General features: G+C 66.9%; 26 protein-coding genes. 15 read left to right on the top strand and 11 right to left on the bottom strand.

Going from position 1 to position 23,607, the window contains the following annotated elements; genetic code table 11:
* Window positions 1-133: 133 nt before the first annotated feature.
* Together AC1DE3_RS26710 and AC1DE3_RS26705 are read right to left on the bottom strand one after the other, a co-directional pair.
* Window positions 134-2,719: an ABC transporter permease gene (locus AC1DE3_RS26710; protein WP_476852938.1), complete on the bottom strand. Its 2,586-nt coding sequence runs from the start codon at window positions 2,717-2,719 to the stop codon at window positions 134-136.
* A gap of 2 nt (window positions 2,720-2,721) precedes the next feature.
* A complete protein-coding gene (locus tag AC1DE3_RS26705) occupies window positions 2,722-3,423 on the bottom strand; it encodes an ABC transporter ATP-binding protein (RefSeq protein WP_476852937.1) in 702 nt (233 codons plus the stop codon).
* A gap of 180 nt (window positions 3,424-3,603) precedes the next feature.
* Here AC1DE3_RS26705 and AC1DE3_RS26700 point away from each other — a divergent pair, with 180 nt between their 5' ends.
* The 4 genes from AC1DE3_RS26700 to AC1DE3_RS26685 all read left to right on the top strand — a co-directional run bounded on the left by AC1DE3_RS26700 (window position 3,604) and on the right by AC1DE3_RS26685 (window position 6,397).
* The gene (locus AC1DE3_RS26700; RefSeq protein ID WP_441514265.1) at window positions 3,604-4,212 is read left to right on the top strand and encodes an arylesterase; all 609 of its coding nucleotides are present in this window, start codon (window positions 3,604-3,606) and stop codon (window positions 4,210-4,212) included.
* 79 nt (window positions 4,213-4,291) lie between these two features.
* Complete coding sequence (locus AC1DE3_RS26695; RefSeq protein ID WP_476781043.1) at window positions 4,292-5,347, top strand: aldo/keto reductase; 1,056 nt, start codon at window positions 4,292-4,294, stop codon at window positions 5,345-5,347.
* Between the two features lie 184 nt (window positions 5,348-5,531).
* Window positions 5,532-6,104: an RNA 2',3'-cyclic phosphodiesterase gene (gene thpR, locus AC1DE3_RS26690; RefSeq protein ID WP_441514267.1), complete on the top strand. Its 573-nt coding sequence runs from the start codon at window positions 5,532-5,534 to the stop codon at window positions 6,102-6,104.
* The gene (locus tag AC1DE3_RS26685) at window positions 6,101-6,397 is read left to right on the top strand and encodes a 4a-hydroxytetrahydrobiopterin dehydratase (protein WP_441514268.1); all 297 of its coding nucleotides are present in this window, start codon (window positions 6,101-6,103) and stop codon (window positions 6,395-6,397) included. Before thpR ends, AC1DE3_RS26685 begins: the two co-directional genes overlap by 4 nt.
* Window positions 6,398-6,403: 6 nt before the next feature.
* Here AC1DE3_RS26685 and AC1DE3_RS26680 read toward each other — a convergent pair whose 3' ends face one another.
* Window positions 6,404-7,159: an RluA family pseudouridine synthase gene (locus tag AC1DE3_RS26680; RefSeq protein WP_476781042.1), complete on the bottom strand. Its 756-nt coding sequence runs from the start codon at window positions 7,157-7,159 to the stop codon at window positions 6,404-6,406.
* Between the two features lie 70 nt (window positions 7,160-7,229).
* On the opposite strand from AC1DE3_RS26680, the gene ftsY reads away from it, so the two are divergent.
* Genes ftsY through AC1DE3_RS26660 form a run of 4 tightly spaced genes read left to right on the top strand, consistent with a single transcriptional unit; the run spans window position 7,230 to window position 10,323 of the window.
* Window positions 7,230-8,498: a signal recognition particle-docking protein FtsY gene (gene ftsY / locus AC1DE3_RS26675; protein ID WP_441514270.1), complete on the top strand. Its 1,269-nt coding sequence runs from the start codon at window positions 7,230-7,232 to the stop codon at window positions 8,496-8,498.
* Window positions 8,499-8,527: 29 nt separating this feature from the next.
* Window positions 8,528-9,142, top strand: coding sequence for a septation protein A (locus AC1DE3_RS26670; RefSeq protein WP_476781054.1), 615 nt, complete (start codon window positions 8,528-8,530; stop codon window positions 9,140-9,142).
* Between the two features lie 57 nt (window positions 9,143-9,199).
* Window positions 9,200-9,613, top strand: a complete 414-nt coding sequence (locus AC1DE3_RS26665; RefSeq protein ID WP_476781041.1) for an MbcA/ParS/Xre antitoxin family protein — start codon at window positions 9,200-9,202, stop codon at window positions 9,611-9,613.
* Window positions 9,607-10,323, top strand: a complete 717-nt coding sequence (locus tag AC1DE3_RS26660) for an RES family NAD+ phosphorylase (protein ID WP_476781053.1) — start codon at window positions 9,607-9,609, stop codon at window positions 10,321-10,323. Before AC1DE3_RS26665 ends, AC1DE3_RS26660 begins: the two co-directional genes overlap by 7 nt.
* A 19-nt stretch (window positions 10,324-10,342) precedes the next feature.
* Here the strand turns inward: AC1DE3_RS26660 and AC1DE3_RS26655 are convergent, their stop codons facing one another.
* Window positions 10,343-10,567, bottom strand: coding sequence for a toxin-antitoxin system YwqK family antitoxin (locus AC1DE3_RS26655; RefSeq protein WP_476781040.1), 225 nt, complete (start codon window positions 10,565-10,567; stop codon window positions 10,343-10,345).
* Window positions 10,568-10,611: 44 nt separating this feature from the next.
* Complete coding sequence (locus AC1DE3_RS26650) at window positions 10,612-11,397, bottom strand: SDR family NAD(P)-dependent oxidoreductase (RefSeq protein WP_476781039.1); 786 nt, start codon at window positions 11,395-11,397, stop codon at window positions 10,612-10,614.
* A gap of 218 nt (window positions 11,398-11,615) precedes the next feature.
* On the opposite strand from AC1DE3_RS26650, the gene AC1DE3_RS26645 reads away from it, so the two are divergent.
* The gene (locus AC1DE3_RS26645) at window positions 11,616-11,951 is read left to right on the top strand and encodes a YkvA family protein (protein WP_441514275.1); all 336 of its coding nucleotides are present in this window, start codon (window positions 11,616-11,618) and stop codon (window positions 11,949-11,951) included.
* 111 nt (window positions 11,952-12,062) lie between these two features.
* Here AC1DE3_RS26645 and AC1DE3_RS26640 read toward each other — a convergent pair whose 3' ends face one another.
* Entirely contained in the window at window positions 12,063-13,037 is a 975-nt protein-coding gene (locus AC1DE3_RS26640; protein ID WP_476852940.1) for an NADPH:quinone oxidoreductase family protein, read from the bottom strand.
* Window positions 13,038-13,225: 188 nt separating this feature from the next.
* Between AC1DE3_RS26640 and AC1DE3_RS26635 the strand changes: the two genes are divergently transcribed.
* The 3 genes from AC1DE3_RS26635 (at window position 13,226) to AC1DE3_RS26625 (ending at window position 15,786) form a co-directional block, all read left to right on the top strand.
* The gene (locus AC1DE3_RS26635; RefSeq protein WP_441514276.1) at window positions 13,226-13,837 is read left to right on the top strand and encodes an invasion associated locus B family protein; all 612 of its coding nucleotides are present in this window, start codon (window positions 13,226-13,228) and stop codon (window positions 13,835-13,837) included.
* 224 nt (window positions 13,838-14,061) lie between these two features.
* Window positions 14,062-15,291, top strand: a complete 1,230-nt coding sequence (gene rlmN / locus AC1DE3_RS26630) for a dual-specificity RNA methyltransferase RlmN (protein WP_441514277.1) — start codon at window positions 14,062-14,064, stop codon at window positions 15,289-15,291.
* A gap of 3 nt (window positions 15,292-15,294) precedes the next feature.
* The gene (locus AC1DE3_RS26625) at window positions 15,295-15,786 is read left to right on the top strand and encodes a hypothetical protein (protein ID WP_441514278.1); all 492 of its coding nucleotides are present in this window, start codon (window positions 15,295-15,297) and stop codon (window positions 15,784-15,786) included.
* Window positions 15,787-15,793: 7 nt separating this feature from the next.
* Here AC1DE3_RS26625 and AC1DE3_RS26620 read toward each other — a convergent pair whose 3' ends face one another.
* Window positions 15,794-16,486 carry an acid phosphatase gene (locus tag AC1DE3_RS26620; protein ID WP_476781038.1) on the bottom strand — a complete coding sequence of 231 codons (693 nt, stop codon included), beginning with the start codon at window positions 16,484-16,486 and terminating at the stop codon, window positions 15,794-15,796.
* Window positions 16,487-16,552: 66 nt separating this feature from the next.
* On the bottom strand, window positions 16,553-18,289 hold the full coding sequence (gene ggt, locus AC1DE3_RS26615) for a gamma-glutamyltransferase (protein ID WP_476781037.1): 1,737 nt from the start codon (window positions 18,287-18,289) through the stop codon (window positions 16,553-16,555).
* A gap of 127 nt (window positions 18,290-18,416) precedes the next feature.
* On the opposite strand from ggt, the gene AC1DE3_RS26610 reads away from it, so the two are divergent.
* From AC1DE3_RS26610 to AC1DE3_RS26600, 3 genes are all read left to right on the top strand, one after another.
* Window positions 18,417-19,019, top strand: a complete 603-nt coding sequence (locus AC1DE3_RS26610; RefSeq protein ID WP_441514281.1) for a LemA family protein — start codon at window positions 18,417-18,419, stop codon at window positions 19,017-19,019.
* 106 nt (window positions 19,020-19,125) lie between these two features.
* A complete protein-coding gene (locus AC1DE3_RS26605) occupies window positions 19,126-19,923 on the top strand; it encodes a TPM domain-containing protein (RefSeq protein ID WP_476781036.1) in 798 nt (265 codons plus the stop codon).
* Entirely contained in the window at window positions 19,923-20,528 is a 606-nt protein-coding gene (locus tag AC1DE3_RS26600; RefSeq protein WP_476781035.1) for a TPM domain-containing protein, read from the top strand. The genes AC1DE3_RS26605 and AC1DE3_RS26600 overlap by 1 nt, the downstream gene beginning before the upstream one ends.
* 21 nt (window positions 20,529-20,549) lie before the next feature.
* Here AC1DE3_RS26600 and AC1DE3_RS26595 read toward each other — a convergent pair whose 3' ends face one another.
* From AC1DE3_RS26595 to AC1DE3_RS26585, 3 genes are all read right to left on the bottom strand, one after another.
* Window positions 20,550-21,290 (bottom strand): DUF1223 domain-containing protein, encoded by a 741-nt coding sequence (locus tag AC1DE3_RS26595; RefSeq protein WP_476781034.1) that lies wholly within the window; start codon window positions 21,288-21,290, stop codon window positions 20,550-20,552.
* Window positions 21,291-21,385: 95 nt separating this feature from the next.
* Window positions 21,386-22,321, bottom strand: coding sequence for a lipid A biosynthesis lauroyl acyltransferase (locus AC1DE3_RS26590; protein WP_476781052.1), 936 nt, complete (start codon window positions 22,319-22,321; stop codon window positions 21,386-21,388).
* A gap of 258 nt (window positions 22,322-22,579) precedes the next feature.
* Window positions 22,580-23,602: a zinc-binding dehydrogenase gene (locus AC1DE3_RS26585; protein WP_476781033.1), complete on the bottom strand. Its 1,023-nt coding sequence runs from the start codon at window positions 23,600-23,602 to the stop codon at window positions 22,580-22,582.
* Window positions 23,603-23,607: the final 5 nt, after the last annotated feature.

Here is a 23,607-nt window from a genome sequence, read left to right as displayed (position 1 = left end):
AATATGAGGGGCTTTTGCCTTCCTTACAAGGGCCGGCCATGGTTAAGCCCGGCTGGGCTATAGAAATTCGGCGCTGCACAAAGGCAGAATTACAGGATCTTAATGTCTATCGAGAGTCGTTCCCAGATAGTCATCATAAATTCCTGAGATGAGAAGCGGGGGCTTTTGCGAGTATTTTTATCGTACCGACGAGCCCGAACAGGACGGTAACACCAACTGCCGCAGTCGCGGCCAGCATCGCGCCGGTCGGATCACTGACGAATTCGATTCGCATCACTTGCGTGACGATGCCCCAGCCCGCCGCTGTACCCGCAACAACGCCGAAGACGGCCGCGACGAGGCCGATGGCGGCGTATTCAAGGGCGTACGACGAAAGTATGAAGCGGCGGGTGGCGCCGAGGGTCTTCAGGATCATCGCGTCATAGAGACGCGCCCTCTGTCCGGCGGCGAGGGCGCCGCCCAGAACGAGAAGGCTCGCCGCGATGGCGAGGCCGGAGGCGCCGCGGATAGCCATGGCGAGCTGGGAGACGATGGTGTTGACCGCTTCGAGCGCGTCCTTGACGCGCACGGCCGTGACGGCGGGGAAATCGAGCGCGAGGCGGCGCATCAGCACCGCGTCGGTCGCTCCCTGGCCGTCCGGGCTCGCCGCGATGGTCGCGAGGTTGGTGTGCGGCGCGCCGGCGAAGGTGTTGGGCGAGAACACCATGACGAAGTTGATGCCGAAGGAGCGCCAGTCGACCGTGCGGAGATTGGCGACGCGGGCGGTGATGTTGCGGCCGAGCACGTTGACGGTGAGCCGGTCGCCGATCTTCAGGCCGATGCCGGCGGCGTTCTGGGCATCGAAGGAGACTAGTGGCTCGCCGCGGTAATCCGGCGGCCACCATGCGCCGGCGGAGACGCGCGAGCCCTCCGGAATTGCCGCCGCATAGGTGATGCCGCGGTCGCCGTCGAGCACCCAGGCGGATTGCTCGCTCGCCTTGATGTCTTCGGCGCGGGTCTCGTTCACGGCGACGATGCGGCCGCGCATCATCGGCACGCGCTCGGTCTTCGCGCCCGGGCGTTGCTCGGCGAGGAAGGCGTCGAAACGCCCGGAATCGCGGCTGGGCACATCGAGGAAGAAGAAGCTCGGCGCCTTGTCGGGCAGCGCGCCGGTGAGCTGCCGGGTCAGGCTGACATCGATGAAGGAGAGCGCCGAAAGCAGCGCGACGCCCAGCCCGAGGGAGAGCACGAGCGAGGGCGTCAGTGCACCCGGCCGGTGGCTGTTGGCGAGCGCCATCCGCAGGGCCGGACGGCGCGGGCGCGGGATGCGGCGTGCGAGCGCCATCAGGCCAAGCGAGACGACCCGCAGCAGCACGAAGACGCCGAACATCACGCCGATATAGATCAGCGCGATCCGGCGGTCATAGGCGAAGCCGATGGCGACGCCGGCGAGCCCGGCCAGCGCCAGTGCGCAGAGGGCGAGGTAGATCGCGCGCGGACGTCGCGGATCGGGCTCGATGCGATCGCGGAAAAGGGCCGACACCGGGATATCGTGCGCCCGGCCGAGCGGAATGACCGCGAAGACGAACGCCGTCAGCAGCCCGTAGAGCGCGGCGATGGCGAGTTCGCCCGGCGCCAATGTCGGCTCGAAGGGAACCGGCAGGATGCTCTGGACGACGGCGCCCAGGCCAAAGGGGGCGGCGGCGCCGAGTACTAGGCCGATCGCCGTGCCGATAGCGGCGACGAGCATCACCTCGGTCAGGTGGATCGCGACGACGCGGCCGCCGCTGGCGCCGACCGCCTTCATCGTGGCGAAATCGAGCTTCTTGGCCTCGACGAAGCGGCGCACGGCATTGGCGACGCCGACGCCGCCGACCAGCAGGGCGGTGAGACCGACCAGCGTCAGGAACTGGGTGAAGCGTTCGAGATTGCGCTGGAAGCTCGGCGCGGCATTGGCGCGGGAGCGGATCTCCCAGCCGGCGTCGCGCTGCTGGGTGCCGACATCGGCGACAAGCCGTTCGAGATCGGCGTCGCTGGAGGCAGTCGGCGGAAGCTGAAGGCGATAGGTCCAGCGGATGAGGCTGCCCGGCTGGATCAGGCCGGTGGCGCGAAGGGCTTCCTGCGAGATCAGGAGGCGCGGGCCGAAGCCGACGCCGGCGGCGATCTTGTCAGGCTCGGACATCAGATTGGCGCGCAGCTGGATTTTTGCGCTGCCGACCGTGACGATGTCGCCGGGCCTGAGATCGAGCCGGCCGAACAGGACGGGATCGGCGGCGGCGCCGAAAACGCCGTCGCGTTGTTCCAGCAGCCCGGGCAGCGGAGCTTGCGGGTCGGTCTCGACCGCCCCGATGCCCGGATAGCTGGAATCCACCGCCTTGATCTCGACGAGTGCTGCGCCCTTGTCTCCCGCATTGGCCATGCCGCGCATGGTCGCGATGCTGGAGACCGTGCCGCGCGCGGTCAGGAAGGCGAGTTCTTCGGGCGTTGCCTCGCGGTGGATCAGGCTGAAGGCGGCGTCGCCGCCGAGGATGCGTCGTCCTTCCCGGGCAAGGCCTTCGGTCAGGCCGCGCGAGGCGGAGGCGACGGCAGCGATGGTCATGACGCCGAGCGCGAGGCAGGCGATGAAGATGCCGAAGCCACGCAGGCCGGCACGCAGGTCTCGGATGGCGAGGCGAAGGATGAGGCCGATGCCGAGGGAGCGGGAGGCCGGGCCGTGTGGTGGCTTGACGGGGGCGTGCATCGTCAGGCGACCGCCGTCTCGTGCTCGGCCTCGATCACGCCGGAGCGCAGGCGGACGGTGCGCTCGCACAAGGCGGCGAGCGAGAGGTCGTGGGTGACGAGCACCAGCGTCGCGCCGCGCTCGCGCTTGAGGGCGAAGATGAGGTCGACGATCGAGCGGCCGGTCGCTTCATCGAGATTGCCGGTCGGCTCGTCGGCGACGAGGATCGCGGGATCGGGAGCGACGGCCCGTGCGATGGCGACACGCTGCTGCTCGCCGCCGGAGAGCTGGGCCGGATAATGGTCCATGCGGTGGCCGAGGCCGACATTGCGCAGCTCGGCTTCGGCGCGGGCGAAGGCGTCGGGATGGCCGGCGAGCTCCAGCGGCAGCGCCACGTTCTCGCGCGCCGTCATCGTTGGGACGAGATGGAAGGACTGGAAGACGATGCCGATCTGCCTGCCGCGGAAGACGGCGAGCCCATCCTCGTCGAGGGCGCCGAGATCCTGCCCGGCCACATGCACGAGGCCTGAATCAGGGCGTTCCAGTCCGGCCATGATCATCAGCAGGGTCGATTTGCCGGAGCCGGAGGGGCCGACAAGCCCGGTCGCCTCGCCATTTGTCAGCGACACCGAGACGCTCTTGAGGATATGGACGCGGGCGGCGCCACGCCCCAAACTTAGGTGGACATCCTGCAACTCGATCGCCGGGGCGGCCTTCTCGCTCATCACGCCATGATCCTGACTTCGCTATCCATCGCCATCCCCGCTGGCGCCAGATCACGCCCGGAGCGGGGCGGAAACGCGGCGCGGCGCGGTCTGCGGCCATATGGGCGCGGTTTCGCGCTTCTCCAATCGGCTGCGGCGTTTTTCGTTATTCTCCTGCTGCTTTTCATCGGTTCCAGCGACATGGCCAGCTCCCAGACCGCCAGCACCAACCCAACCGCCGCGAGGCCGCTGAAGCTCGTCGCCTTCGGCGATTCGCTGTCTGCGGGTTACAATCTGCCGGGCAGCGCGGCTTTTCCCGCCGTCCTGGAGCAGGCTCTGCGCCGGAAGGGCGTCGCTGTCGAAATCGTGAACGCCGGCGTGTCCGGCGATACGACGCAAGGGGGGCTGGAACGGCTCGACTGGTCGGTGCCTGATGGGACCGATGGCGTGATCCTCGAACTCGGCGCGAACGATGCGCTGCGCGGAGTCGACCCGGCGCAGACACGCCAGGCGCTGGACATGATGATCGCGCGGCTGAAGGAGCGGAAGATTCCGGTAATGATCGCCGGCATGTACGCCCCGCGCAATCTCGGGGAGGATTATGCGAAACGTTTCGACGCGATCTATCGCGAGCTTGCGGAGAAGTACGGGCTGGTGCTTTACCCCTTCTTCCTGGATGGCATCGCGGGCGACCGCGCTCTGAACCAGGCGGATGGGCTCCACCCCACGGCCGAGGGCGTCACCGTCATCGTCCGCAACATCCTGCCGACGGTCGAGCGCTTCATCGCCACCTTGCCCGCCAGGTCCTGATCCGTCCGCGGGCTTTCCGCGCGGCGATCCCCGATTCTCGTATCGCCGCCCGCCGGCCTGTTTCCGGAGTTGCTTCGCCATGGAATACCGTCGCCTCGGGCGCACCGATCTCAAGGTCTCGGTGATCTGCTTGGGAACCATGACCTGGGGGGAACAGAACACCGAGGCCGAAGGCCATGCCCAGATGGATTATGCGATCGAGCAGGGCATCAATTTCTTCGATACCGCCGAGCTCTACGCGATACCGCCCAAGCCGGAGACGCAAGGCTCGACCGAGCGGATCATCGGTAACTGGTTCAAGGCCCGCGGCAACCGCGACAAGATCATCCTGGCATCGAAGGTTTGCGGCCGTGGCGGCAACACCTGGTTCCGCGACGACAAGAGCCCGACGCGGCTGACGCGCAAGCAGATCTTCGAAGCGGTCGACAAGAGCCTGAATCGCCTGCAGACCGACTATATCGATCTCTACCAGCTGCATTTTCCCGAACGGCCGATGCCGTGGGGCTCGAACCCCACGCGCTTTTCACGGGCTGCCTATGAGAAGCCGGCCGACGAGACCTCGATCCCCGAGCAGCTCGACGCTTTCGGCGAGCTGGTGAAAGCCGGCAAGATCCGCCATCTCGGCCTCTCCAATGAGAGCGCCTGGGGCACGATGCGCTTCGTGACGGATTCGGAGGCGCGCGGCACGCCGCGCGTGCAGTCGGTCCAGAACGCCTATAATCTGCTCAACCGCACCTTCGAGACGGCGCTTGCCGAGGTCGCGCTGCGCGAGGATGTCGGCCTGCTCGCCTATTCGCCGCTGGCGCAGGGCTATCTCACTGGCAAATATCTCGACGGTGCCCGCCCGGCCGGCGCCCGCACGACGCTGTTCGATCGCGGCCAGCGCTATGAGGGCGGCGGTGCCGAGGATGCGATCAAGCGCTACATCGCGCTTGCTCGGGAGGCCGGCCTCGATCCGGCGCAGATGGCGCTGGCCTTCGTCAACAGCCGCTGCTTCGTGACCGCCAACATCATCGGCGCGACCTCGATGGAGCAGCTCAAGACCGATATCGCCTCGATCGACGTCAAGCTGTCGCCTGAGGTCGAGGCGAAAATCGACGCGATCCATCAGCTCGTCGGCAATCCCTGCCCGTGAAGAAATGCGTCGTTCTCGGGCGCCGCACAGCGGCGACCCGGGAATCTCGTCGATGAGATGCTCACGTTGAGCCCGAGCATGACGGAGCGCGCCGAGCATCGCGCAGGGGAAAAACGGTTCCCATGAGCCGGCTGCGCGCTTACCGTCTCTCCAGAGTCACAATTGCTTGGCAAGGGATTCACTCATGCCGAGGCTGTTCATCGCTCTGGAAATTCCCGCCGAGGTTGCAAGCCAGCTGACGCTGCATCGCGGGGGCCTGTCGGGAGCACGCTGGATCGAACCGGCCGATTACCACATCACCCTGCGCTTTCTGGGCGATGTCGACCGGCGGATGGCGAACGACGTCGACCACATGCTCTCCGATCTCAGCGCCTATCCCTTCGAGGTAACCCTCGATTCACTCGGCAGCTTCGGCGGCGACAAGCCGCGCGCCGTCTTTGCCCGCGCGACGCCGGTGAAGGCGCTGACCGATCTGCAGGGGGATATCGAGCGGCAGATGCGTCGCATCGGCCTGCCGGCGGAGGGGCGCAAATTCGTGCCGCATGTCACCTTGGCGCGGCTGCGCGACACCATGCCGACCGAGGTCGCGCATTATCTCGGCCTGCACCCAATCGTGCCGCCGATCACCTTCACGGTGCGCCGCGTCGCGCTGATGTCGTCGCGCGACTCGATCGGCGGTGGCCCCTATGTGTTGGAAGCCGCTTATCCGCTCGGCCCGTCCTATCCGAATCGACTGCCGCGGGAGATGCGCCGATGACAAGACCGAAGCGGCTTTCCCCGGAGGCTCAGGCCGAAGCGCTGGCGACGCTGACCGGCTGGAAGCTGGTCCAGGGACGCGAGGCGATCACGCGGCGCTTTGTCTTCCGCGACTTCAGCGAGGCCTTCGGCTGGATGACGCGGGTCGCGCTGCTCGCCGAGGCGATGAATCACCACCCCGAGTGGTCGAACGTCTATCGGACGGTCGAAGTGACGCTCGCCACCCATGATGCCGGCGGGCTGACCGAACTCGACGTCAAGCTCGCCCGGGCGATCGACGCGCTGGCGAGCTAAGCAGCTTCAGCCCGAGGCGGCGCTCCATCCGCAGGCCTTCAAGGCTGCCAACATATGCGGCGGAGGCGGCGCCTCGACATGGATCGGCTCGCGCTTGCGGTAAAGCGGCACGGTGATGCCGCGGGCGTGGAGCTGGAGACCGGGGCCGTCTTCGCGCGGGGCGTTGCCGTAGATTTCGTCGCCGAGCATCGGCCAGCCGGATGCCTGGCAATGCACGCGCAGTTGATGGGTGCGCCCGGTCAGCGGCTCCATGGCGAGCCAGGCGAGCGGGCCAGTCTCGTCCCGGCCTCGCCCGAGCACGCGATAGCGGGTCTGCGAGGGCAGGCCGGCGGGATCGACCTTCATCCACCAGCCGCGCTCCGGCGAGCGCCGGGCCAGCGGCAGATCGATCAGCCCCTCGTCCTCTGCCGGATCGCCCTGCACGACCGCCCAATAAGTCTTGTCGATCCGCCCGTCGCGAAACATCTGGTTGAGCTCGGCCATTGCGCGGGGATGGCGGCCGAGAATGAGACAGCCGGAGGTATCCTTGTCGAGACGATGCGCGGCTTCCGGCCGGCGCGGCAGGCCGAAGCGGAGCTGGTCGAGATAATCGGTCAGAACGGGAATGACGCGGCGCTTCGCCTGCGGGCCGCGATGCGAAGGCAGACCGGCGGGCTTGTCGATGACGAGCATCATGGCGTCGCGATAGAGCAGCGGCACCGGCAGCTCGGCGTCGATTTGCCTCTGCGGCTGCGAATTGTCTGGTTGATCCGGCTGAGCCATGGCATTGCGCTAGCGAAGCCGGCACGGCGGCGCAACTGAAGATGCCCGCCGAACCGAAGACAGGATGGCGATGAGCGAGACCGAACCGAAGAAACGCGGCTTCTTTTCGAAGCTGTTCGGGCGCGACGAGGAGCCGGCCAAACCGGCACCGGCGCCCGAGGCGGCAACCGAGCAGGCGGCCGAGTCCCTCGAGGACCTGAAGCCGGAAGCAGAAGAGGTCGTTGCGCCGTCGGTTGCCGAGGCGGAAGTTCCCGCTGTTGAAGTTCACGCTGCCGAGCCCGTTGTGTCGCCCGCTCCGGTCGAAAGCATTGCGCTGCCGGCGGAACCGGAACCGAAACCCGAGGTTGCCGTCGCACCGCAGCCTGAACCCGTTGCTGCTCCTGAACCCGCTCCCACCCCCGCCCCGCAGCCGAAGCGGAGCTGGTGGAGGCGCCTGACGGATGGGCTCTCGCGCACCTCCTCGGCGCTGACGACGGGGATCACCGACCTTTTCACCAAGCGCAAGCTCGACGCGGGCACGCTTGAGGATCTCGAGGACATCCTGATCCAGGCCGATCTCGGTCTCGCGACCTCGGCCAGGATCGCCAAGGCCGTCGGCGACGGGCGCTACGACAAGCAGATCGAGCCGGCCGAGGTGAAGACGATACTGGCGCGCGAGGTCGAGACGATTCTCGTTCCCGTGGCGCAGCCGCTGGTGATCGACGCCACGAAAAAGCCGTTCGTGCTGCTGATGGTCGGGGTCAATGGCTCCGGCAAGACCACGACGATCGGCAAGCTCGCTGCGAAATTCCGCGCCGAGGGCAAATCCGTGATGCTGGCCGCTGGCGATACCTTCCGCGCCGCCGCGATCGAGCAACTGCGCGTCTGGGGCGAGCGCACCGGCGCCAAGGTCGTCTTCGGCCAGCAGGGGGCCGATGCGGCGGGCCTCGCTTTCGAGGCGCTGGAGAAAGCCAAGGCTGACGGTACCGACGTGCTGCTCGTCGACACCGCCGGGCGGCTGCAGAACAAGCAGGGGCTGATGGACGAACTCGCCAAGGTGGTCCGCGTCATCCGTAAGCAGGATCCGAGCGCGCCGCATGCGGCGCTGCTCGTGCTCGACGCCACCGTCGGCCAGAACGCGATCAGCCAGGTCGAGGCCTTCCGCGAGACGGCGGGCGTGACCGGGCTGGTAATGACAAAGCTCGACGGCACGGCGCGCGGCGGCATCCTGGTGGCGCTGGCGGCGCAGTTCGGCCTGCCCGTGCATTTCATCGGCGTCGGCGAGAGCGTCGAGGATCTGGAGCCGTTCTCGGCGCGCGACTTCGCGCGTGCCGTGGCGGGATTGGGAGAGGCGGCGTGAGCGACGGCGCAAGCGAGACGACACGGCAGATTCCGGCCGAGGCCGCGAAAGGCAGGGCGATAAGCCCCCTGCTCAAGCTGGCGCTGGAATTTGGGCCGCTCGCGATCTTCTTCTTCGCGAATTCCTATGGCGACCGGCTGTTCCACGTCGCCGAGGACCGACGCATCTTCGTCGCGACCGGCATCTTCATCGCGGCCTCGCTCGTGGCGCTGGCGCTGTCGCGGGTGCTGATGGGCTATCTGCCGCGCATGGCGATCGTGAACGCCATCGTCGTCACCGTCTTCGGCGGGCTCACGCTGGCGCTGGACGATGCCTTCTTCATCAAGGTCAAGCCGACCATCGTGAATGCGCTGTTCGGCTCGGTGCTGCTCGGCGGGCTTTTCTTCGGCCGTTCGCTGCTCTCGCTGGTGCTGGAGACGGTGCTGCAGCTCGACGCGGAAGGCTGGCGCAAGCTCACCTTCCGCTGGGGACTGTTCTTCTTCGTGCTGGCGGCGCTCAACGAGGTGGTCTGGCGCACACAGACCCAGGATTTCTGGGTCGCCTTCAAGGTCTGGGGCGTGATGCCGCTGACCATGGCGTTCGCCCTGGCCCAGACACCGCTGATCCTCAAGCACGAGATCAAGCCGACGAAGATCGAGGAATAGCGGCATCTTGCCATTTGGCAGAGTTGTCTCCATTTTATGCCAAATGGAGGATCTGCCATGGCGGCCCTGCTGCGCATCGAAACAGGCCAGCGCGACTTCGCTCCCGATCCGATCACGGACGAGGAGGCGGCCGCCATGTTTCGCGCTGCCGTGAACCTGTTCCGGCTCTGGCGCGTCACCGACGAGGAGGCGGCGGTGCTGATCGACCTGCCGGTTCGGAGCTATCGGCGCTGGAAAGCCGGCGAAACCGGCCGCATCTCGCGTGACGGCAAGGCGCGGCTGTCGAACCTGATGGGCATCCACAAGGCTCTGCGATTGATCTTCACCGAGCCGCAGCGCGGTTATGATTGGATCAAGCGGCCGAACAGCGACTTCGGGGGCAAATCGGCGCTGGATATCATGCTCGGCGGCGAGCTAACCGATCTAATGCGGGTGCGCCGCCTGCTCGATGCCGAGCGGGGCGGCTGGTGATCGAGCCGCAGAGCCTGCCGGTCGCAGAGGTCGAATGGCAGGGGGCGGTGCGGATCATCCGCAGCATCTTCCCGCCGATCGACCTGTTCGAGGATATCGCCGACCCCGCGGACTGGCCGCTGCTGATCGCCGCCGAGCAGAAGACCAATCCGCGGCTGATGGAGACGATCGGCAATCTCGATCTCGTGCCGCCCGGCAGACGCGTATCGGGCCAGGGTGCGAGCTGGCTGATGGCCCCCTTCACGCATGTCAGCCCGGACCGGCCGAGCCGCTTCAGCGACGGTGGCTTCGGCGTGCTCTATGCCGGGGACCGTTTCGAGGTGGCGCTGCTCGAGACGATCCACCATCACGCCCGGTTCATGCTGGCGACGGCGCAGCCGCCGGGCTGGACCTCGCAGTTCCGCGAGATCGTCCTGGAGATCGACGCGACCCTGCACGATGTCCGGGCGCTCGGGGCCGAAGCTGCCCCGCTGCTCGACCCGGCCGACTATGCCGGCAGCCAGGCGCTTGGCGCCGGGTTGCGGGCGCTTGGCTCGGCAGGCGTCGTCTATCCCAGCGTGCGCTGCCCCGGCGGAGAATGCGTCGGCCTGTTCTATCCCGACGGGGCCGGTCACCCGGTGCAGGGTCGGCATCTCGACTATCATTGGAACGGCGAGCGCGTGGATCTCTACCGGGACCGCAGCGCCGGCGAGGTCTACCGCATTCTGTGACCGCGGTGGCGCGAGCGCCTCAGTCGTCGGAGCGACGCATTCGCGTCACCTTGTACACCTGACCGACCGCATCATAGGTTGTCCATTCCCCGACCTGCTCGCCCTTGTCGAAATGGCCGGAGGGCAACCGGGTGCCGTCCTTGCGGAACCACTCCCAGTAGCCGGTGGGCAGGCCATCCAGGGTCTGGCCTCGTGCCCATGGGCTGCCGTCCTTGTGGCGCTTCTCGAAAGGAACGGGTTTCACCATCGCCTCCTGTGGTGGACCCAGCCCGGGGCAGGCGGAGGCCGCTATTTCGGCGCGAGGCGGATCGCGCCGTCAAGACGGATCGCGGTGCCGTTCAGCATGTCGTTCTCGATGATGCTGCGGGCCAGCGCCGCGTATTCCGTGGGTCTGCCGAGGCGCGACGGGTGCGGCACCGAGACGGCGAGCGAGGCTTTCGCATCCTCGGGAAGGCCGGCGAACATCGGCGTCTCGAACAGGCCGGGCATGATCGTGACGATGCGGATGCCGAGCCCGGCCAGATCGCGTGCGATCGGCAGCGTCATGCCGGCGACGCCGGCCTTGGAGGCGGCATAGGCGGCTTGGCCGATCTGCCCGTCCTCGGCTGCGACCGAGGCTGTGCAGATGATGACGCCGCGCCCGCCATCGGCCGTGATCGGTTCGAGGCTTGCCAGTGCCGTCGCCGATTTGGCGATGACGCGGAAGGTGCCGACGAGGTTGATCGCGACAGCCTTCTCGAAGGTGGCGAGATCATGGGCGACGAGCTCGCCGGTGTCGCGCTTCTTGGAGACGACGCGGCGGCCCGGCGCGATGCCGGCGCAGTTGACGATGATGCGGGCGACGCCATGGGCGGCGCGGGCCCTGGCCAAGGCTTCGTCGACGGAGGTTTCGCTGGTGACGTCGCAGGCGCAGAAGATGCCGCCGATCTCCTGCGCGATCGCTTCGCCGCGCTCGGCATTGAGGTCGAGCAGCGCCACCTTGACGCCCTGGCTGGCGAGCATGCGGGCGGTTGCCTCGCCGAGGCCGGAGGCGCCACCGGTGACGATGGCGGCGAGGGAGGAATCGAGCTTCATGGTACGTTTCCCGTGCTTTTTGGTTCTAAAGCCGGTTTAGAGCGCGTTTCATGTCGCTCCAAGCGGGTTTTCCGGCCGGCCTCTTGTGCAGGATTGCGACGGGGCCATCTTTCGACATGGCGCGCCGGTCTCGAGCGCGCGATCATCGGCGTCATCGGACGCAAAGGAGCAAGACCGGGATGAGCCAGGGGTTCAGCGCAAGCTTCAGCCGCGAGGAGATGGAGGCGATCCGCAAGAGCCTGCGCGACGAAGCGAAGTTCGGTGCCGATTTCATGGCCCGGCTCAAGCGCGTCGCGAAACGCATTCCGTTTGCCGAGGATCTGCTGGCCGCGTGGTTCTGTGCGCGCGATCCGGCGACGCCGCGCCGTGTGCGGCTGACGCTGCTCGCCGCGCTCGGCTATTTCGTGCTGCCGGTGGACGCGATTCCCGACTTCATGCCGCTCATTGGCTTCACCGACGATGCGGCGGTGATTGCTGCGGCGATCGCGGCCGTCGCCGGCTCGATCACGCCGGAGCATCGCGAGCGGGCGAAGGCGAAGCTGGCGGAGCTTTGATCCGGCGGCGTCATGTTCGGGCTGGACCCAGCATCCCGGAAACCGGCGCCTTCTTGTCGTGAGATTCTCGGGTCGAAGCTTTGCTTCGCCCGAGGATGACGCGGGACCGATCTACAGCGTCAGGACGATCTTGCCCTTGGCCTTGCGGTCGCCAATCAGCGCGTAGGCTTCCGTCCAGCACTCCAGCGGGAAGGTCGCATGGACATGGGCGCGGATATGGCCGCCTGCTGCCCATTCCAGCAGGCGTTCCATGTTGCGCCGATGCGCGGCCGGCTCGCGGACGACGAACTCGCCCCAGAAGACGCCGCGCAGGTCACACCCCTTGAGCAGCAGCAGGTTGAGCGGAATCTTCGGGATCTCGCCGCCGGCGAAGCCGACGACGAGGTAGCGCCCTTCCCAGGCCATCGAACGCAGGGCGGGCTCGGCGAGCTCGCCGCCGACCGTGTCGTAGAGGACATCGACGCCGCGCCCGCCGGTGAGCTTCTTCAGCGCGGTGCGAATGTCGTGCTGCGCATAGTCGACCTCCTCCTGCGCCCCGTGCTCGCGGGCGAGCGCGAGCTTGTCGGGCGAGGAGGCGCAGGCGATGACATGGGCGCCGAGCAGCGCGCCGATCTCGACGGCGGCGAGCCCCGCTCCGCCGGAAGCGCCGAGGATCGCCAGCGTCTCGCCCGCCTTCAGATGCGCGCGCTGGATCAGCCCGTGCATCGCAGTGCCATAGGTGACGAACAGGCTCGCGGCCTGCGCGTCGTCGAGCTTGTCGGGGACGCGAACCAGTGCGTCGGCGGACACCGCGACCTTCTCGCGCGCAGCGCCATAGCCCATCCAGGCTCCAACGCGCTCACCGACGCGCCAGCCGGCGACGCCTTCGCCCAGGGCGGCGATGGTGCCGGCGCATTCGGCCGAGGGAGAAAAGGGGAAGGCCGGCTTGGTCTGGTAGCGGCCCTTGATGATCAGCGTGTCGAAGAAGTTGAGAGCGGCAGCCTTTACGTCAATGACGACCTCGCCGCGGCCCGGCAGCGGCTCGGGCAGGTCGCGGATGACGAGTTCCTCCGCCGGTCCGTGATGTTCGCAGAGCAAGGCTTTCATCGCCACTTCACCGTTGCCATCCTCGGCGCGGAACTCTGCCACGGCCGCTCGGAACGGGGAACCGGCCGGCAATGGTGCCGTTCGCATTTTCGCCAGGATCGTGACACTCTATGCCGCCGTCCCGCGCGGTCCGCTCCTCAACAGGTGGTAAACGCGGTATTAAGTTTTTTAGTGACTGATGGCGGTCCATGATCAAGTCCTTCTTCCGCACCCGCGACGCCGCATTTTTCCGCATCGCCGCCGCGCTCGGCCTGACGGCTGGATTGCTGGCCCTGGCCGGTCTGCCGGCTGAGGCTGCGCCGGCCAAGCCGAAGCCCGCCGCGACCGCCGCTGCCACGCCTGCCGCCAGCCCCGGACAGGGGCAGGCGATGCTGCTGGAGACGGCCGGCAAATGGCAGGCCTTCTCCTCGCAGCAGGGCCGTTCCAAGGTCTGCTACGCGCTCGCCAAGCCGGAGAGCCGCATGCCGGCGAATCTCAAGGATGTCGAGGGTATGCTCTTCGTCTCCAGCCGGCCGGGGGAAGGCGTGCGCAACGAGATCAGCTTCGTGATGAACTTCGACGTCAAGGAAGGCGTCGAACATCAGGCCTTGATCGGCAATGACCGCTTCGCGCTGGTCGCCAAGGGCCAGAACATGTGGCTGAAGAACCCGGCCGAGGAGCAGCGCATGCTCGACGCGATGCGCCGCGGTTCCGGGCTGGAGATCAAGGCGACCTCGAAGCGCGGCAACGCCACCGCCGACAAGTACTCGCTCGCGGGCATCAGCCAGATCGTGAAGCGCGCCGAAGACGCCTGCAAGTAGGGCGCATGGCGAAGCCTTGAGACCGAGGCCCGTCATGCTCGGGCATGCCCCAGCATCTGTGCCAGGTGATTCTCGGGTCTACGCGGCGTTTATCCTCGGGCCACAGTTCGGACCCGAGGGCTCCGCCCGCGAATGACGCTGGGGCCGGATTTCCGGTTTTCCCGCAATTGTGCTAGGGAGCGGCAAATCCCGCGCCTTTCCTGATGGGCGACGACAGAGCTCCGATGACAGTGTCCGTTTCCGCACCTGCCGCTCCGGCGGCTGAAACCGTTTTGCGACGCCCCTCGCTGGTAGGGCGTACCCGCGCCGGCCTCGTTGAGGCGCTCGCCGAGATCGGCGTTTCCGAGAAGGAGCGGCGCATGCGCGTCGGCCAGCTCTGGAACTGGATCTATCATTATGGCGTCCGCGATTTCGACGCGATGACGACGATCGGCAAGGGGCTGCGCGGGCAGCTTGCCGAGCGTTTCTCGCTCGATCTTCCGGAGGTCACGGCCGAGCAGGTCTCGACCGACGGCACGCGCAAATGGTTGATGCGGATGCCTTCGACCGGCGCGCATGACCGCGGCGCCGAGATCGAATGCGTCTACATCCCCGAAGTCGACCGCGGCACCCTGTGCGTCTCCAGCCAGGTCGGCTGCACGCTGACCTGCACCTTCTGCCACACCGGCACGCAGCGCCTGGTGCGCAATCTCAAGACCGAGGAGATCGTCGCGCAGGTGATGGTGGCGCGCGACCGCCTCGGCGATTTCCCCAACCGCAAGCCGCCGGAAGGCGCCTTCGTCCCGAATGATGGCGGGCGCTTTGTCACGAACATCGTCTTCATGGGCATGGGCGAGCCGCTCTACAATTTCGACGGCGTGCGCGATGCGATCGGCGTGATCACCGATGATCAGGGGCTGTCGCTCGGGCGCCGTCGCATCACCGTCTCGACCTCTGGCGTGGTGCCGCAGATCGGCCCGCTCGGCGAGGAGATGGGCACGATGCTGGCGATCTCGCTGCATGCGGTGCGCGACGATCTGCGCAACGAATTGGTGCCGCTCAACAAGAAATACCCGATCAAGGATCTACTCGACGCCTGCCGGAACTATCCGGGCCTGTCGAATGCGAAGCGGATCACCTTTGAATACGTCATGCTCAAGGGCGTGAACGACTCCGACGCCGAGGCGCGCGAGCTCGTCCGTCTGCTCAAGGGCATCCCGGCCAAGATCAACCTGATCCCGTTCAACCCCTGGCCCGGCACCAAGTACGAGTGCTCGGACTGGGACCGGATCGAGCGCTTCTCCGAGATCGTCTTCCGCGCCGGCTATGCCTCGCCGGTGCGCACCCCGCGCGGGCGCGACATTCTCGCAGCCTGCGGCCAGCTCAAGAGCGAGACCGAGAAGCTCTCGGCCCGCGCCCGGCTGATGTTGGAGCAGGAAGAGGCGCAGGCTGCGCCGGCCGTTGCGGCGGAGTAAGCCTTGCTACGCTGGATTCTGCTGATCCCTTTCGCCTGCCTCGTCGCGATGGGGGCGGGGCTGTTCTTCCTCGCCATGGCGAGTGTCGCCTCGCCCGCCGTGGCGCTGCTGATCGGCGGCGGCATTGAGCGGCTCATCGACGTTCTGTTCGGGTTGGCCGAGAGCGGCGTCGATCCGGCGCCGGCGGCGCAAGCGGCCTTCGCCTTGATCGGGCGGCTGGGGATGGCGATCATCGTGGCGCCGGTGGTGCTGGTCGCGGTCGGCAGTGAGCTGTTCCGGTTGCGCAGCGGCCTCATCCAGAGCGGTCTGACCGGCGCCCTCGCGGCGCTGCTGCCTCTCGCCATGCTGAGGTTGTCGCGGGCGCCGAGCCATGCGGAGATCCAGATCATCTCCGGGCTCTTCGTGGTCGGCGCCGCAACGGGCTTCGTCTACTGGTTGATCGCCGGACGCGGCGCGGGCGGGGAGCGCAACGCACCCACCGCACCGCGTAACTGAGCGTCGCTCAGAGCCCGAGCACCTTCCGCAGTTCGGCCTTGGCGGCAGCGAACTCGGTCTGGAATTCGGGCTGCTCCATGATCCGGGCGGCGATGACCGAGCCGGCGATGCGGCCGGCCTCGATATCCGAGCGGTAGTGGATGCCGCCGATCACGCGGTTCCAGCCATAGGCCCAGGCCCTGTCCATGATCTCGGTGCGCTTCTCCGGCACCATGTTGGAGAGCACGATGCCCATGAGCGTCCCGACGGTGGTATGGCCGGACGGATAGGCGCCGGAATTGGAGATCTTCACCACCGGCTTCACCAGCGGGCTTGCCTGATGCGGGCGCGGGCGCTTCCAGCTGTCCTTGGCCGGATCGACCACGGCGCCTTCGGTCGCGACGACGCGATCGAAGAAGGCGGAGAAGACCGGCAATGAGTCGGCCTTGAAGGCCGGGCCCATGACATTGGCGAAGCGCCAGATGTCCTCGCCCGCATCGGCCTGGGCCTGTGCTTCCATCTCGGGCGAGCGCGTGACCTGGATGGTGAGGACTTCGCCGATCTCGGCCTTGGTCTGAGCGGAGTCCTGGGTCGGCGGCGGCTTGAGGACGGTGCGCAGATCGATCGAGGCGGCGGTGGCGAAGGGTTTTGCGTCTTCGGCCCGCAGCGGAGCGGCGGCGAGGGCGAGCAGGGTCAGAAAGGCGAGGGCGATGGTGCGCATGGGAGCGGTCCTCTGTGGGGCGCGCGGAGCCACGCGCCCGCAAGATGACAGCGTCATGACGCAGGCTCAGTCCCCGATCGCGACCCCTTCCCGCCGGCCGTCGGCGCCGCCCAGGAAGCCCTCAGGCGTCTTCACGATGGCCTGGGTGCCGGAGGTCATCTCCAGCAGGCGCACCTCATGGCCCTTCGCTTCCAGCGCAGGCTTCCAGGCCTCGGCTTCCGTCCCACTCTCCAGCTCAGTCGGCCCGTTCCGGCTGCCGAAATTGCCGAAATCAACAGCCTGCTGCGGGTCCATCTTCCAATCGAGCAGCGCGACGAGGGTCTTGGCGACATAGCCGATGATCTGGCTGCCGCCAGGCGAGCCGACGACGGCATAGAGCCGACCGAAAGCGTCGAAGACCAAGGTCGGCGCCATCGAGGAACGCGGCCGCTTGCCGGGCTCGACACGGTTGGCGACGGGCTTTCCATCCTCCTCCGGTGCGAAGTTGAAATCGGTCAGCTCGTTGTTGAGCAGGAAGCCGCTTTGCGTCATCAGGCGCGAGCCGAAGCCGTCCTCGATCGTGGTGGTCATGGCGACGGCATTGCCGGCCGCGTCGACCACCGAGATGTGGCTGGTGCCGTTCTCGATGCCATCGGAGGGGGCGAACTGCTGCGCTCTCTTGTTCGGAGGATCGCCCGGCTTGGCCTTGCCCATCGACCGTTCCGGGCTGACCAGGCTGGCGCGGGAGCGGATATAGCTGCGGTCGATCAGGCCGCGCACGGGCACGCTGATGAAGGCGGGATCCGCAAGATAAAGCGCGCGATCGGCGAAGGCGAGGCGGCCGGCTTCGCTGAACCAGTGGGCGGCCTCAGCGCCCGGACCGATCCGGCGCAGATCTTGCCCTTCCAGCACGCCGAGAATCTGCTGGATGGCGATGGCGCCCGAACTCGGAGGCCCCATGCCGCAGAGGCGCCAGATGCGATAGCTGCCGCAAACCGGCTCGCGCTCCTGGACCTTGTAGGCGGCGAGATCGGCCAGCGCCATGTCGCCGGGATTGGTCGGGTGACCTGTGACGGTCGCAACGATGTCCTCAGCGATCGGCCCCTCATAGAGCGCTTTTGCGCCCTGCGCGGCGATGGCTCGCAGCGTCGCCGCAAAGGCCGGGTTCTTCAGGACGGTGCCGACGGCCTTGGGCTTGCCGTCGGGCTCGTAGAAATAGGCTGCGGCGAGGGCGTTTTTCGGCAGGTTGGCTTCGCCGGCGAGCAGGCCGTTGAGGCGGGGAGAGATGGTGAAACCCTCCTCCGCCAGTTTCAGGGCGGGGGCCACCAGATCGGCCCAAGGCAGCTTGCCCCAGCGGCGATGCGCCTCCTCCAACAGCTTCAGCGTGCCGGGCACGCCGACCGAGCGGCCACCGATGACGGCATCCACGAACCGCATCGGCCTGCCGTCCTTGATGAAGCGGTCCGGCCTGGCGGCAGCGGGGGCCGTCTCGCGGCCATCGAGTGTCGTCACCTTGCGAGCGGTCTCGTCCCAATAGACGAAGAACGCTCCGCCGCCGATGCCGGAGCTCTGCGGCTCGACCAGGTTGAGCACGAACTGGGTGGCGATAGCGGCGTCTGCCGCGCTGCCGCCGGCGCGCAGAATGTCGCGCCCGGCCGCGGCAGCGAGCGGATTTGCGGCGGCGGCCATGAAGCGCTGGGCCGTGCCGAGTGTCTTGATACTGCGCCCCGTGCCCGCCTCGGGCGCAGGAGCGAGCGGCTGAGCGATCGCGACCTGAGTGGTCAGCAGGGCCGCGGTCAGGGGCAGAAGGAGGGGTAGGCGCATGGCTCGACTCCGAGGATTGCGGGCAGAATAGGCCATTCGTCGCGGCCTGCCAGCTTGGACCAGCGCGCCGCGACAGGTAGAGTTCCGAATCGAGACCGTTGTGACGCTGCCAAAAGGGGTTTTCGGCATGTCGTTTTCCACCCATCTTCGCCGTCCACTCGCGTGGCTCGTGCTCGGCCTTGTCGGCATCGCGCTTGCCGGCTGCGGCTATAACAACGTGCCGACGCTGGAGGAGAAGGCGAAGGCCGCGTGGTCCGAGGTGCAGAACCAGTATCAGCGCCGGGCCGATCTGATTCCGAATCTCGTCGAGACGGTGAAGGGCTACGCCGCGCAGGAGCGCGACGTGCTGACTGCTGTGATCGAGGCCCGCGCCAAGGCGACGCAGGTCAAGGTCGATGCTTCGACGATCAACGACCCGGTCAAGTTCAAGGAATTCCAGGACGCGCAGAACCAGCTCACCGGCGCGCTCGGTCGCCTGCTCGTTACGGTCGAGCGCTATCCGGAGCTGAAGTCGAACCAGAACTTCCTCGCCTTGCAGTCGCAGCTCGAAGGCACCGAGAACCGGGTTGCGGTGGCGCGGCGCGATTACATTCAGGCGGTGCAGGCCTTCAACACCGAGATTCGTACCTTCCCGGGCGTGATCTGGGCGAAGCTGTTCTGGGGCGCCAAGCCGATGGAGACCTTCACGGCCACGGCGGGCGCCGAGCGGCCGCCCGCGGTGAAGTTCTGAGGTAACCAGCTTCGTGCGGCAGAGCGGTATGTCATGCTCGGGCTCGGCCCGAGCATCTCTTTCCGGAGATTCTGGGGTCTGCGCTTCGCATCGCCCGGGAATGACAATGCTGCGCGCCGCTGCGGCCCTGGTTTTGTTGCTCTGGTGCAGCCTCGTATTCGCCGCGGATCCGAACTACCCGGCGCTTACGGGCCGGGTCGTCGACGGCGCCAATCTGCTTGCGCCCGATGTCCGGCAGCGCATCGAGGACAAGCTCAAGGCGCATGAAGACAAGACCTCCGATCAGGTCGTCGTCGCGACGGTGCCGTCGCTTCAGGACGTACCGATCGAGGATTTCGCCAACGGGCTCTTCCGGCATTGGAAGCTCGGCGAGAAAGCCAAGAACAACGGCGTGCTGCTGATCGTCGCGCCGAAGGAGCGCAAGGTCCGAATCGAAGTCGGCTACGGCCTGGAAGGGGCGCTGACCGACGCGCTCTCCAAGGTCATCATCACGACCGCCATCGCGCCGAAATTCAAGAGCGGCGATTTCGCCGGAGGGATCGATGCCGGGGTCGATGCCATCCTGACCATTCTGGCTGGGGATGCCGAGGAATGGCAGCGGCGCGCCGAGGTTCGCTCGGACGAGAGCTCATTGGGCGAGGACATCGCCGTCATCATCGCGATGATCTTCATCTTCCTGTTCATCGTCGCTTTCCTGCGGGGGATCAGCCAGCAGAACGGCGGAGCGCGGCGCCACCGGCTGCGCAACGGGCAATGGGTGATCCTGCCTCCGAGCACGGGCTCAGGATCAGGCTGGAGCGGCGGTTCCGGCTGGGGTGGCGGCGGAGGCGGCTGGAGCTCGGGCGGCGGCTTTTCGGGCGGCGGAGGCTCCTCTGGCGGCGGCGGGGCTTCGGGAGATTGGTGATGGATACCGCTGACAGGGATGCGATCGCGGAGGCCGTGCGCCGGGCCGAATTGCTGACGGCAGGCGAGATCGTGGTGGTGATCGACCGGGCGGCTTCGAGCTACCGCAACGTGCCGGTGGTCATGGCACTCACGCTCGCGCTGTTCGTGCCATGGCCGCTGCTGTCGCTGACGGCGATGAGCGCGCAGCGAATCTTCATGATTCAACTCTTCTGCGCAGCCCTGCTTCTGGCAGGGCTCCTCTGGTACGGGCGCGGCGGGCGTTTTGTGCCGGGCTTCGTCAAGCGCCGGCGGGCGCACGAAGCGGCACTGCGGGAGTTCACGGCGCGTGGCATGACGCGGACGAGGGGGCGCACCGGCGTGCTGCTCTATATCGCGCTGCAGGAGCGCTACGCCGAGATTCTCGCCGATATCGGGATCGACGGGCTCGTGGACCAGGGCACCTGGAGCGGCATCATCGAGCCGCTGTTGGCGGCGGCGCGCGAGGATAGGCTGACCGAGGGGCTGATCAAGGCGGTCGATGGTGTCGGTGCAGTTCTCGCACAGCATGTCCCGCCGGTTCCCGGCGACGTCGACGAGCTGTCGAACAAGGTCATCCTGCTCTGAGACTCTGCCGCGGCGGCAAGTTCAGCGTGTCGCCGGGCCCTTGGCGGCGGCCAGAATCGCGCCCGGCATCACATAGCCGTGCTTGCCCGGCCGGTCGGCCTGGATGACGACGACATAGCCATCGGCTTCGGGCGCCTGCGTGGCGGCCAACGGGGCGGTGATGGTCGCCTCCTGCCCGTTCCAGTCACCGACACGCACCATGCCGCGCACCACATTGGCGTAGGTCAGCGTCTTGCCCTGGTTTTCACCGCGCGTGATGGGCACCGTCGCCTGATGCGAGATGGGTAGAACCCAGACACCGGAGACCTCGTCGCTCGCGGCGCCGGTCGGCGCGATCTTGATCTGGAGGTTGCCGTTCTCCTCCTTGAGCGCAAGCTTCGCGGCGAAGCCGGTGACGGCGAACTGGTTCACCGCCTTCTCGATCTCCGCTTTCTCCGAGCCTACCGCATGGGAGGAGCCGCTGATGACGATTTGCGGCGTGTAGACCTGCCCATCGCCACGGGCCTTGGCATAGAGCTTCTGGCGCTTCGCGAAGGAGTCCTTGCCGAGCGTGTCCTTCCAGCCGAGATAGTCCCAATACGTCACCGGCATCGTCAGCGCGATCAGCGTCGGGTCCTTGGCCAGCTCGAGGACCAGCGCATCGGCGGGTGGGCAGGATGAGCAGCCCTGGCTGGTAAAGAGCTCGAGCACCGCCCGCGGCACCTTCGTCCCCGTCTGCGCGAGGGCCGCCGTCATGCCCAATACAAGGACGGCAGCAGCCACGGTGGATCGGCGCAGGACAGGGACCATGATCTCGACTTTGAAGATGACTTATTTTCCGAAGGTTACCAAAGCCAGCAATTCATCGCAGAGGGAAATCACGTTGCCTTGAAAACGGGCATGGTCGCGCGGGCGTGATCGAACTCGGCCAAGGCGGCAGCCGTGATCATCTTGGGCCGCCAGCGGCGGTGCATCCAGAGCCATTGCTCGGGGTGCTCGCGCACCCAGCCTTCGACCACCGCCGTCATCATGGCCATGGCGCCCCGCACATCGATCTCGCCCGCGGCGTCGCGCGGCAGGTCGAGCGGCGGTGTCAACTCCAGCCGGAAGCGGTGGTTCGGCAAGCGGATGACGCGGACGCCATGCACCGGGCACTCGAAGCGTCGCGCGAACTTGCCCATGATCGGATTGGTCAATGCCGGGCGTCCGAAGAACGGTACGACGACGCCCCGGGTGAAATGCTGGTCGATCAGCATGCCGAGATGCCCGCCCTTCTCGAGGACGCCCTGCATGGCGAAGGCTGCTCCCTGCTTGGCGGCGGCGAGGCCGCCCATCGCGCCGGAGCGGATTTCGTGCACGACAGCGGCGATGGCGGGGTCGTTGGGCGCGCGAAAGACGGCGGTCGTATCGAGATCGTAAGCGGCGGCGCAGATCGCCGGCAATTCCCAATTCGCCAGATGGGTCGAGAAGATCAGGCCGGGCTTGCCATCCTCCCTGAGCGCAACGAAGTGCTCGATCCCCTCGACCTCGATGCGCGAAGGCTTGTCCGGATTATCGTAGTCGTAGTCGAAGAGCGTCTTCAGATGAGCGTATTCGCCGGCGACGCGGCCGAGATTCTCCCAGGCTCCGCGTGCGATGCGCTTCACCTCCGCCTCGTCCTTTTCAGGAAAAGCTGCGCGGATATTGGCTAGCGCGACGCGGTTGACCGGGATCAGCGGGCTCACGGTCCGCAGCAGCCAGCCGCCGAGGTCGCTGGCGCGATCCGGCCCGAGCAGCCGCAGGAACCCGAACAGCGCGCGGATCACGCCAATCATGATCGCCGCGCCGATGCGCGCGGCGATTGCTTTCAATCGTCTCAAGGTCGGTCCAGCCCCAGAGCATGTCCGCGCTTCTTCGCAACGCGGACAGGCCCTGTCCTTTTGTTTTGTCGCATTTTCTTCACGCGAACCGGTATCCACTTCGCTCGAAAATGCTCTAACTCGCCCGTGCCGAGAGCAAGACCGGGCCTGAAAGGCGCGATCTGGGGCAGGAATGCGCTGGCGTCAAGTCTTGCGGCAGGCAGGCCGCTCCGCTCAGAAGGCGATGACGACCTTGCCGAAGACCTTACGGCCCTCGATGCGGGCGAGACCTTTCTCGAATTCGGCGAGGGGGAAGACCGAATCGATCACCGGCTTCATGCCGCCGGCCATCTTCTGCAAGGACTGCGCGATGTTCTCGATGCGGCAGCCGAAGGAGCCGGTGATCCGGTATTGCTGCTGGAAGAGCTGCATCAGATTGATCGTCGCCGAGGGGCCGGAAGTCGCGCCGCAGGTGACGAGCCTGCCACCGCGCTTGAGGCAGAGCAGCGAGCCGTTCCAGGTGTCGGCGCCGACATGCTCGAAGACGACGTCCACGCCCTTGCGGCCGGTGAGCTTGCGCACGACGCCCTCGAAGCGGTCCTCGCGGTAGTTGATGACGTGGTCGGCGCCGAGTGCCTTGGCCTTGGCGCCCTTCTCGTCGTCGCCGACGGTCGTGTAGACCGTGCAGCCGATCGCCTTGGCCATCAGGATCGCCGCGGTGCCGATGCCGGAACCGCCGGCATGGACGAGCACCGACTCGCCCGGCTCCAGTTTCGCATTGTCGAACAGCATGTGTTGCACGGTGCCGAAGCCGATCGGCGCGCATGCGGCATCCTCGAAGGAGACGCCCTTCGGCGCCTTGATCGTCAGGCGAGCCGGACGATTGAGCAACTCACGGGCGAAGCCGTCGATATGGAAACCCATAATGCCGGCGACGTTCTCGCAGAGATTGTCGCGGCCCTCGCGGCAGGCCTTGCACTGACCGCAGGTGTCGGCGCCATAAGCCGTCACGACGTCGCCCGGCGCGAAGCCGGTGACGCCCTCGCCGACGCAGACGATCTCGCCGGCCGCCTCGACGCCCGCCGCCTGCGGCATCTTGCGCTTGGCGAAGGCCATGCCGCGGAAGCCCCAGAGGTCGAGATAGTTCAGCCCGACCGCCTTGATGCGGATCTGGACCTCGCCCGGAGCGGGCGGCGGTGGCGGCTCGATCTCCTCGAGGCGGAGGTCACGATCACCATGGAGCTGGAGGGAGCGCATGAGGC

The organism is Allobosea sp. 10L417, assembly GCF_056395485.1.
This window is presented reverse-complemented; position numbering and strand designations above follow the sequence as displayed.